We start from the raw sequence: 10,443 nt of genomic DNA, 5'->3' as shown, positions 1-10,443 counted from the left end.
TATTGCTCAATTGTATATTTGCATCTGGCCAACTGAAAGAGGGTGAGATGTATGATGTTGATTTCGACCACCTGTTCATAGAGACAGAGAAGTATGATGCAAAGCCTACATACAAAAAGTTCCTTGGTTATCGTCCTGGCGTGGGGTTATTGGCGATTTGATAGTCGGTATAGAGAATAGCGATGGTAACACAAATGTTCGTTTCCATCAGGAGGACACGCTGAAGAGGTTCTTTGAGAGATTTGAACAGAATGGGCTCATTATCAATCGCTTCAGGGCTGTTTGTGGATCTTGTTCCGAGGAAATCGTGGAGGAAATAGAAAGACACTGCAAGTCCTTCTATATCCGTGCTAATCGCTGCAGTTCGATCTACAATGACACCTTTGCACTCAAAGGCTGGAAAACTGAGGAAATCAATGGCATTGAGTTTGAATTGAACTCTATCCTTGTTGAGAAGTGGAAAGGTAAGGCATATCGACTTGTGATTCAAAGACAGAAACGGATGGATGGTGTGCAGGATTTTTGGGAAGGAGAATACACATACCGTTGTATCCTGACTAACGACTATGATTCTTCCGTAAGAGAAATTGTCGAGTTCTATAACCTTCATGGAGAAAAGGAACGTATCTTCGATGATATGAACAATGGTTTCGGGTGGGACAGATTGCCCAAATCCTTCATGGCAGAGAACACAGTGTTCCTTCTTCTTACAGCACTTATCCGTAACTTTTACAAGGCCATTATTCAAAGACTTGACGTAAAGAAGTTCGGACTCAATGCAACAAGTCGCATAAAAGCGTTTGTCTTCAGGTTTATCTCTGTACCAGTCAAGTGGATCAGGACATCAAGGCGGTATGTGCTGAATATCTATACCTGTAATAATGCTTACGCAGATGTTTTCCAGACTGATTTTGGATAGTGCCTACAACTTATGGGAATGATATTGTGTATTGCCTCAAGTCACATTGTATTGTGGGGTAAGGGGATATTGTAGGCAGAAGTGGGTGCTTCAAGTTCAAATTATCTGCAAATTCAGTAATGAGAGGACGTGTAAACGCAATAAGGACGTTCAAGGGCTTTGTTGCGGATTTGAAGTATAATAGAGTAATATGACGCAAATATATAAAACCAAATTGTTTACAACAAATTTTTCGGTATCTTTTTTCTCTGATTTTCATATTTTTTCCAATTTTTCCAATTTCATACAGTGATGTTTCTATGAATTTCTTGAAATCCGTATACCTTCTTGTGAAAAATTTATATCTTTGCAAAATAGAATAAAGAGTTCTTTGAGGTAATGCAGAATAAAGAAGGATAAAGAAACTCGCTCGTTTCCAAATCGTTCACCTTTTATTATTCTTATTTATGTTTTCCTTTTGTAATCAGCCGATTACATTCACTTCTATTACTTTTATGCGGAGATTTGCGATTTTCGCACTGCCAAGGACATCGGTATCGACAGACCGGAGAAGAATGAGATACTGCATAACATACCACCCACACCCGAACAGGAGGTGTTTATCGGCAAGCTGATGGAGTTTGCCAAGAGTGGCGATGCCACAATCTTGGGAAGAGCACCTCTGAGTGAGAGCGAGGAAAAGGCAAAGATGCTTATTGCAACAGACTACGCGCGCAAAAGATTCGATAAATTTGTATCTTTCAGATAATCAACAAAATAAGAATGAATAAAGAGTAAATGGGTTACGAGTTGGAAATGAGCGAGTTTCTTTTCCTTTCTTTATTCTGCAATGCTTCAAAGAATACTTAATCTTCAGATGCAAAGATAATCATTTTCCTATGAAAAGCTATAAGAATTGAAGAAAAAAACTTTTTGCTCCATATTTTTTACTTTCCAATAACTACAAACGGTTAAAAAGATAGCATACAGCCATAAATATAGCACAAAACGAGCGGTTTAGTGAAATAGAATTGTTATCTTTGCACTTGATAATTGTTAATCAAAGGCCCGGAAGATGAAACTGAACAGAATAAAACTCGTGCTTGTGGAAAAAGAAGTTTCCCAAACGCAATTGGCAAAGGATTTGGGTAAAAGTTTCAGCACAATCAATGCGTATTGTAGCAATCGCAAACAGCCCTCCTTGGACTTGCTGAATAAAATAGCAGAATATCTATCCGTGAATATCAAGGACTTAATTGTCGATAATAAGTAAGCAGGTATGGAAGAAAAAATATCAAAGTCAGCTTTCTGCGAAGACAGCAGAGTAAAATTTCCAACTCTTATGCACCTTATGGGCATGGGATTCAAGTATGTTTCTCTTAAAGGCCTGAAAACAAAGTATGTCATTGCTCCTAAGACGGAGTTTGACCCTCTCACGAATATTCTGACAGGCTATTTCACGGAAGCCTATAATAAGCTCAATCCAAATGTAGAAAACGAAGCGGCAGGAAAGCTACTTGCAAAGATACAGTCTTCACTAATGAATGACGATTTGGGACGACAATTCTATAATGAAATCCTGCTTAATACAGGCGAGAGAATCATAGATTTGTCCTCACCTGCAAATTTCTACAAGAACAATACTTTCCAAGTAACTACTGAAATGACATGTGGCGATAAGGATAGTGACAACTATCGCCCAGACATTACGCTTTTTGTTAATGGGTTACCTTTGGCTTTTATCGAAGTAAAGAAAGAAAACAATCACAAAGGAATACTGGCGGAAACTGACCGTATGAAACAACGCTTCGTAAATCCCAAATACAGGCGTTTTCTTAACCTTACCCAGATTATGGTATTCAGCAACGATATGGAATACGACAACAACGAGGTAACTCCAACTATCGGTGCTTTTTATGCCACAATCGGTAAGAAAAACACCAAATACAACTGTTTCCGTGAGGAAGGACAGGATAGTTTCCCCATAGAACGGCATATTCGGCAAGTAACCCTGCAAGAGGAGGAAATCCTGTTGCGTGATAGCAATGTGCCTCAATACAAGAACAGCAGTGAGTACAAAACAAATTGCTTTGCCAATACCCCAACCAAGCGTATGTGCGACAGTCTGTTCTCTTTCAATCGTTTCCACTTTCTACTGAAATACGGCATAGCCTATGTGGATTATACAAATGGACTCCAAAAGCATATTATGCGCTATCCGCAACTGTTTGCGACCAAAGCCATTGAACGCCATTTGGAAGCTGGAAAGACAAAGGGTATTATTTGGCACACGCAAGGAAGTGGCAAGACTGCCTTGTCTTTTTACAATGTAAAGTATCTGACGGACTATTATTCCTCGAAAGGGATTGTTCCCCAATTCTTTTTCATTGTTGACCGTTTGGACTTGATGATACAAGCCCAAAGAGAGTTTTCATATAGGGGGCTCAAAGTCAATTCGGTGCAAACAAAAGATGATTTCGCAAAGATTATCAGCAGTGGACTGACCACACAGAACAGAGAGGGCAAGCCAGAGATAACCGTCGTGAATATACAAAAGTTTTCCAACGATTCAAAGGCTTTGCCAAAGAATGCCTATAATGTCCCTGTGCAGCGCATCTACTTCATTGATGAGGCGCACCGCAATTACAGTCCTGATGGATGTTTTCTAAAAAATCTTATATCCAGCGACAGTAATGCTGTGAAAATAGCTTTGACGGGTACACCCATCATCAGCAAGGAATACAACACGAAGGACATTTTTGGAGATTACATACACACTTATTTCTACAATGCCTCCATTGCGGACGGCTATACGCGTCGCCTGATACGTGAAGATATAGGCTCCAATTATAAAATCAGGTTGCAAGAGGCTTTGAACAGCATCCGCGTAAAGTCACATAGCGTGAAGGAAAGCGATGTGTATGCACACAGAACATACGTTCAGCCACTCCTTGACTATGTGATAAATGATTTGCAGCAGTTTCGTGTCAAAAACGAAGACAACACTTTGGGTGGTATGGTGGTATGCAACAGCAAGGAGCAAGCGCAAATGATGTATAGGCTTTTCCTTGAAAAGTATGCCGATGAAACCGAACTTGACAATGAAAGGGATGAGGATGGAGCAACGGTATATCGCAGTATTAGCGCAGGAGAGATGGAGGCCAAGAAGACCCCTTGCAGAAAAGGCTGCTATCGTGCGGCACTGATAACCTATGACAGCTTTGACAAGGAAACAAGAGCAAAGTGGATAGAACTTTTCAAAGACGGTAAGATAGATTTGCTTATCGTGTTTCAAATGCTTCAAACGGGTTTTGATGCACCTCGTCTAAAGAAGCTCTACCTGCACCGTATGGTTAAGGAGCACAACCTGCTCCAGACGCTGACCCGTGTCAATCGGCCTTACAAAGAAATGAAGTATGGCTATGTGGTGGACTTTGCCAACATAGAGGAGGAATACAGCAAGACCAACCGAGAATACCAAGAGGAGCTTGAGCATGAAGTAGGGAAAGACAACCTCAAGCATACCGATCGGCTTCTTGTAACTATGGAGGAAGCCAAATCAAGAGTTGATGAGGCAAGAAAAGTGCTTGCCCCCTATGAGTTGGGGAATCCTGAGATATTCTCCCGACAACTCAACATGGAGGACGACCGAGAAGTGGTCCGCAGCATTGTGCGTTCACTTGAAGATATGCGCAGCTTGCAGAATATGCTTACCGCACAAGGTTCTGAGGCAGAGGCAGTCGTTGAAATTAGTGACATCCATAACTTAATAAAAGCTGCCCGAAATCGTTTGGATTTGCTGGGCTTTATTGATAATGCTGACGAGAAATCCAATACTCGCCAACTTCTTAACGTGGCTTTAGAGAACATCGAGTTCTCCTTTGAGAAACGGGGAGAGGGAGAGTTGGAGATACAGGAGCAATACAGGCAGTCGGTAGAGCATGCACGTAGGCAGTTACAAGCATGTATGGATACCGAAGACCCAGAATACCGCTCCATTTTGGAAGAGTTTCTTCGACTTTTCCGCAGGAAGGAAATGGAATCACAAGAAGAGTTCAATATGCACGATAAAGTTCAGAATGTCAATGATATTCTGAAGCGCATCAAGCGATTGAACGAGCGTGATGCTTTGGAAGCCATTAAATATAATGGTGATACAAAGTTCGTGCGAGTAGAGAAACGCCTGAAAGAAAAAGACAAGGAAGAGATTGAGCATAAGACATCGCCTCGTAATTATGCTTGGACAGAAGAAAAAGAGAAAATGACCGTTATCCTCCTTGCCATTAAGGAAGATGTGGATGATGTGTATTTCCATAATCAGGCAATACTTGAAGTACCCGCTTACTTCAAGAGAAACATACTTACATACGTTACACGCCATTTCAAAGAAGGGCAAATCAACACCGATCGTGAAGTGCGGAAATATGTAAGTGAGGTTATCAACAGAGAATACCAAGTAACAAGATAAAAACATGGGCAATATAGAAGAAATAAAACAGCAAACGTATGCTCTTATTGACGGATTGAAGAGTACTACAACCAATAACGGCTTGGCAGGAAGTGGCAACGAGTATGTAGTCATCGTAGAAACTTTCCTTTATAAGTTCCTCAACGACAAGTTTATTTACGAGGCAAAGAAAGAAAAGCCTGATTTGGCAACGGCTGATGATTTCTTTGCGGCTTTGGATGCTATGACCGAAGATGAATACGAGGAAATGTGCGACAGCATGTTTGACACTATTATTCTGAAAAAAGAACATCTGATACCTTTCCTTGCCAAAAGGCAGAATGAGGATAAGTTTGCGGAGCTGTTTGATTCTACATTGGAGAGTATCGCCAATGAAAATGAGGAGATTTTCTATATTCTCAATGAGGACGAAACGAGAATATCCATTATGAAGCCTATTTCAGATGTGGTGTCTGGTGGTACGAACAAGAAAAATGCTTTCTGTCGTTCACTAATTGGCGATGTAGCAAGTTTCTCCTTCGAGAATGCTTTTGAGGCAGGCTATGATTTCTTCTCTACGATATTCGAATACCTTATCAAGGATTATAATGCCAATGGTGGGGGTAACTATGCTGAATACTACACCCCTCACTCCATTGCCGCAATCATGGCAAAACTGCTTGTTGCCCCATCTGAAGATGTGAGAAGTGTTACTTGCTACGACCCCTCCGCCGGAACGGGTACATTGGTTATCGCCTTGGCTCATGCTATAGGTGAGCAGAACTGTACGGTTTACACACAGGACATCAGCGACAAGTCTTCTACAATGATGATGCTGAACCTGATACTCAACAGCATGAGCCACTCGCTCACACATGTCATACAGGGCAATACATTGAAACACCCATTCCATAAGAACGAGGATGGATCTTTACGGAAGTTTGACTATATAGTCAGTAATCCACCTTTCAAACTCGACTTCTCCGACTATCATAGCGATTTGAAGAACGACACCTATAAGAGCCGTTTCTTCGCTGGGGTTCCCAATATCCCCAACAAGAACAAGGCGGGGATGGAGATTTATCTCTGTTTCTTCCAACATTTGCTTTATAGTCTGAAAGATGATGGCAAAGCGGCTATCGTTGTCCCTACGGGATTCATCACAGCCAAGAACGGTATCGCTTACAAAATTCGTAAGCATTTGGTAGATGGAGAAAAATCTATTTTGCGTGGCGTGGTGAGTATGCCAAGTAATATCTTTGCCAATACAGGGACAAATGTAAGCGTTGTTTTCATCGACAAGTCAGGAGTGGATAAACCTGTATTGATAGATGCAAGCAAGCTTGGAGAGACCATTAAAGACAACGGCATACAGAAAACAAAATTACGTGCAGAGGAAATAGATAAAATCGTAGAAACTTTCCGCAACAAAGAAGCCGTAGAGAATTTCTCTGTTACACCTTCATTTGACGAGATTAAAGAAAAAGGCTATAGTTTCTCCGCAGGTCAGTATTTTGATATCAAGATTGACTATGTGGATATTACCGAAGAAGAATTCAAGAATCGCATAGCTTCTTTCCGTCAGACACTTACAGAACAGTTTGCCGAAAGCCACAGACTTGAAAATGAAATCATGCGCCAGTTGGATAGTTTGAAATTTAACGAGTAAAATAGATTATGGAGCAACATCATATATCACAAGCATACGAAATTGCGGCTGAAACCATAAAGAACGCTATTCTGCAAGGACAGTATGAAGCAGCCAAAGGTGTTAATCGCATTCAGTTGGCAACCTATTTCAGTGTGGGCAAATATGTTTCGGCTAACACTCGACAAGGAGCTTGGGGGACTGGTGCATTGGAAGCTATAAGTACCCGATTGCGCCAATTACTGCCAGGACTGCGAGGATATTCAGCAGATAGTCTTAAACTGATGCGTATCTTCTATGAAGAATGGAAAGAATTGGATGCTACATCTGTGGAAGCCGAAGAAGAAAAGGATAAATCGTTAATTGCGATTCACGATTTAGATAATACCGAAGATTTCCAGTTGCCAATTCGTGAATTGCAATTCACAAATTCGGCAGGTTTTCCAATAGACGATTTTTTCAAGGTTCCATTCACCCATCACTCACGTATTCTTGCCAAAGTTAAGTCGTTTGATGAACGTTTGTACTATATCCATCGCTGTGCCGAGGAACACATGTCAGTGGAAATTCTGAAGAAGGCGATGGCTAACGACGACTACCATCATCAGTCCGACATACCCAACAACTTTACAGCCACTATCAGTAAAGGAAATTTGGCACGTAAGGCGGTTATGGCGTTTAAGGATGAGTATCTGCTAAACTTCATCAATGTTGAGGAAATAGGAGAACGTGATACCGCAGATATAGACGAGCGTGTGGTAGAACAGCAAATCATCCACAATATCAAGAAGTTTATTATGACCTTTGGGCACGACTTTGCGTTTGTAGGCAATCAATATCGTATGGAGATATATGGCGTGGAGCATTTCCCCGACCTCGTATTCTTTAATCGAGAACTCAATGCTTTGGTTGTAATCGAATTGAAAACAGGAGAGTTCAAAACCTCCTATCTTGGACAACTCAATGCCTATCTTGCCATTGCTGACGACAAGATACGCAAGCCGCATGAAAACCCAACGATAGGCATTGTGCTTTGTCGAAGCGCAAACAAGAACTACGCAGAGTATATGGTGCGCCAATATGACAAGCCTATGGGAGTGGCAACCTATAAGACATCCGCAGAAATGCCAGAGAAACTGCGTAAAGCTCTGCCAAGTATTGACGAATTAAAGAAATTGCTGTAAATTATGGATGATAAATTCCCATCATTAAATAAACTACAAAAACAAGAAAAACGTAAACTTGTTGACAATTGCGTTAAATATCACATAATAACAACCACGTTAGATTATTTAGTTACCTCTAAATTTCTATGGGCTAAAGATGCGGTTTCTTATATGACTGTTCGTGAGTGGCTAAATAAACGGGCTACTTACGACTATATGTGGACAGTTCCTGCTGTTCAAATAGATTTATGGCTTCATGAAATGATTTGGTTAGAATTAGTCTCTTTCAATCAGGACAAACAAGAGTTTACACTAACGGAACATGGATACTCTGTCTATAAAAGCCAGCAGTATCACTCTATATATGCATCACTTCTTGAAGCAAAATATTCAAGGAAAATAGCATTCCGTAGTATTATCGTATCAATATTTGCTTTTTTGATTTCTTTTGTAACTCTTGTCGTAACATATCTAAGCTATATAAAATGAAGAAATATAAACTTGGAGAATTGATAGAGGTAACAAGAGGCGCAAGCCTTAACGGTAATTATTATGTTGCATCGGGCAAATATATTCGCCTGACCTGTGGTAACTTTGACTATCGTAACAACTGCTTTAAGGAGAACACTTCTAAGGATAATCTGTATTATGCAGGAGAGTTCAAGGAGGATTTTCTACTTGAAAAGGGAGATTTGATAACTCCACTAACCGAACAAGCTATCGGCTTGCTTGGTTCTACCGCTTGGATTCCTGAAAGTGGGAAATACATTCAAAGCCAGGATATTGCCAAGATTGCTTGTAAGGAAGAACTGCTTGATAAGAAGTTTGCCCATTATCTCATTTCCTCAAATATAGTAAAGCAACAACTAAATGCAGCCGCCCAACAAACCAAAATTAGACATACCTCACCTGATAAAATAAAAGATTGCACCGTATGGATACCTTCTTTGGTGGAGCAAAAGAAAATAGGAAATTTCTTATTTGATATTGACTGCAAAATCGAAATCAATCGTGCGATAAATCAGAATTTAGAGGCGGTGGCAAAGCAGCTTTACGACTATTGGTTCGTGCAGTTTGACTTCCCCAACGCTAAGGGTAAGCCATATAAGTCCAGCGGTGGAAAGATGGTGTGGAATGAGAAGTTGAAGCGAGAAATACCAGAAGGATGGGAAGTATTGCCCCTTTTTGAAGCAATTAGTGTACAATATGGATTCCCTTTTGCCACTGAACAATTTACAGAGGAAATAACAAATGTTCCAGTTGTTCGTATTAGAGACATACTTGAGGGTACGACTTCCGCATACTCTCTTGAAGACACAGATGAAAAATACCGTTTGAATGAAGGTGATGTCCTCGTCGGAATGGACGGTAATTTCCATATAAACTTCTGGCATAATAATGAGGCATATCTTAATCAACGATGCGTGAGATTGCGACCATATGGTGATTCTGACATTTCTTCAATTCAAATCTTGCATGGTATAAGTCCCTTTATCAAGGCAAAGGAGCAGAGTGCCAAAGGTTCAACCGTTGGGCATCTTTCAGATAAGGATATGAAAGGATTGTATCTTATACTATCTATAAACACAATGAACTTCAATTCACGGAAGACACTTGATGTATTGCTTTCGTTGATTATTAGGAATAAGAAAGAGATACTTTCGCTGGCTAAGCTACGTGACAAGCTTCTTCCTCTTTTGATGAACGGTCAGGTGTCGGTAAATTCTGATTTATCCGATGATTGAGTTCAATTTTCTTATCTATTGCAGAGAATATTTCGCCAATTCGTTCTTGTTCACGTAATGGAATCATAGGAACTGGAAACGAACTGAGTACTTCAACGGATAACGCATAGCGTTGACCGCTTCCAGAGGCATTGCAAGCGAAATATTTCTTTGCATAGTCTGTGTGCAGAAGTGCATTCAGATAACGTCCATCTAAAAGATCTTTGTTTGGAGTAATCAGGGCGCAATGATAAGCCAATATAACGTCTTCAAAATTATCTGCAATATAAGTAGGAGTGCCTATGTCATCACGGGTTTCACTATCCTTAGTTAATGCTACTTGACCTTTTTTCAGTTGGAACTTGGAAATCTCGTTGGGACGAGCAGTCGCAAGCATAAATCCATTGTACTGAGCCGTGGTAATAGCCCAGTTGTAATAGACATCAACAAAGTTACAGAGACGGACTTCTTTCTCTCCGTCTTTTATCTTCTTATCTACTCCACTGATTTCAACAGTGGCGATGTTTCCCAAGTTGTATTTTTCCATTTGCATCCTAATT

7 protein-coding genes and 3 pseudogenes are annotated in these 10,443 nt (G+C 40.5%); 9 read left to right on the top strand and 1 reads right to left on the bottom strand.

Annotation, left to right across the window (positions count from 1 at the left end):
* The 9 genes and pseudogenes from X919_RS15480 to X919_RS0112855 all read left to right on the top strand — a co-directional run.
* Positions 1-919, top strand: a pseudogene (locus X919_RS15480) (IS1380 family transposase); the annotation flags it as partial.
* Positions 920-931: 12 nt separating this feature from the next.
* Positions 932-1,113, top strand: a pseudogene (locus tag X919_RS17325) (hypothetical protein).
* 296 nt (positions 1,114-1,409) lie between these two features.
* Positions 1,410-1,667 (top strand): annotated as a pseudogene (locus X919_RS17450) (helicase); the annotation flags it as partial.
* A 306-nt stretch (positions 1,668-1,973) separates the two neighbouring features.
* The gene (locus X919_RS0112880; RefSeq protein ID WP_028900462.1) at positions 1,974-2,171 is read left to right on the top strand and encodes a helix-turn-helix transcriptional regulator; all 198 of its coding nucleotides are present in this window, start codon (positions 1,974-1,976) and stop codon (positions 2,169-2,171) included.
* Positions 2,172-2,177: 6 nt separating this feature from the next.
* Positions 2,178-5,366 carry a DEAD/DEAH box helicase family protein gene (locus X919_RS0112875; RefSeq protein ID WP_028900461.1) on the top strand — a complete coding sequence of 1,063 codons (3,189 nt, stop codon included), beginning with the start codon at positions 2,178-2,180 and terminating at the stop codon, positions 5,364-5,366.
* 4 nt (positions 5,367-5,370) lie between these two features.
* Positions 5,371-7,014 carry an HsdM family class I SAM-dependent methyltransferase gene (locus X919_RS0112870; RefSeq protein WP_081759476.1) on the top strand — a complete coding sequence of 548 codons (1,644 nt, stop codon included), beginning with the start codon at positions 5,371-5,373 and terminating at the stop codon, positions 7,012-7,014.
* Positions 7,015-7,022: 8 nt separating this feature from the next.
* A complete protein-coding gene (locus tag X919_RS0112865; RefSeq protein WP_028900459.1) occupies positions 7,023-8,177 on the top strand; it encodes a PDDEXK nuclease domain-containing protein in 1,155 nt (384 codons plus the stop codon).
* A gap of 3 nt (positions 8,178-8,180) precedes the next feature.
* Positions 8,181-8,648, top strand: coding sequence for a hypothetical protein (locus tag X919_RS15475; protein WP_051502539.1), 468 nt, complete (start codon positions 8,181-8,183; stop codon positions 8,646-8,648).
* Positions 8,645-9,904, top strand: coding sequence for a restriction endonuclease subunit S (locus tag X919_RS0112855; RefSeq protein ID WP_028900458.1), 1,260 nt, complete (start codon positions 8,645-8,647; stop codon positions 9,902-9,904). The genes X919_RS15475 and X919_RS0112855 overlap by 4 nt, the downstream gene beginning before the upstream one ends.
* Here X919_RS0112855 and X919_RS15470 read toward each other — a convergent pair.
* Complete coding sequence (locus X919_RS15470; RefSeq protein ID WP_253270146.1) at positions 9,828-10,430, bottom strand: restriction endonuclease subunit S; 603 nt, start codon at positions 10,428-10,430, stop codon at positions 9,828-9,830. The genes X919_RS0112855 and X919_RS15470 overlap by 77 nt on opposite strands.
* Between the last annotated feature and the right edge of the window lie 13 nt (positions 10,431-10,443).

Origin of the sequence: Prevotella sp. HJM029 (assembly GCF_000599605.1) — a bacterium.
GTDB lineage: Bacteria > Bacteroidota > Bacteroidia > Bacteroidales > Bacteroidaceae > Prevotella.
This window is presented reverse-complemented; position numbering and strand designations above follow the sequence as displayed.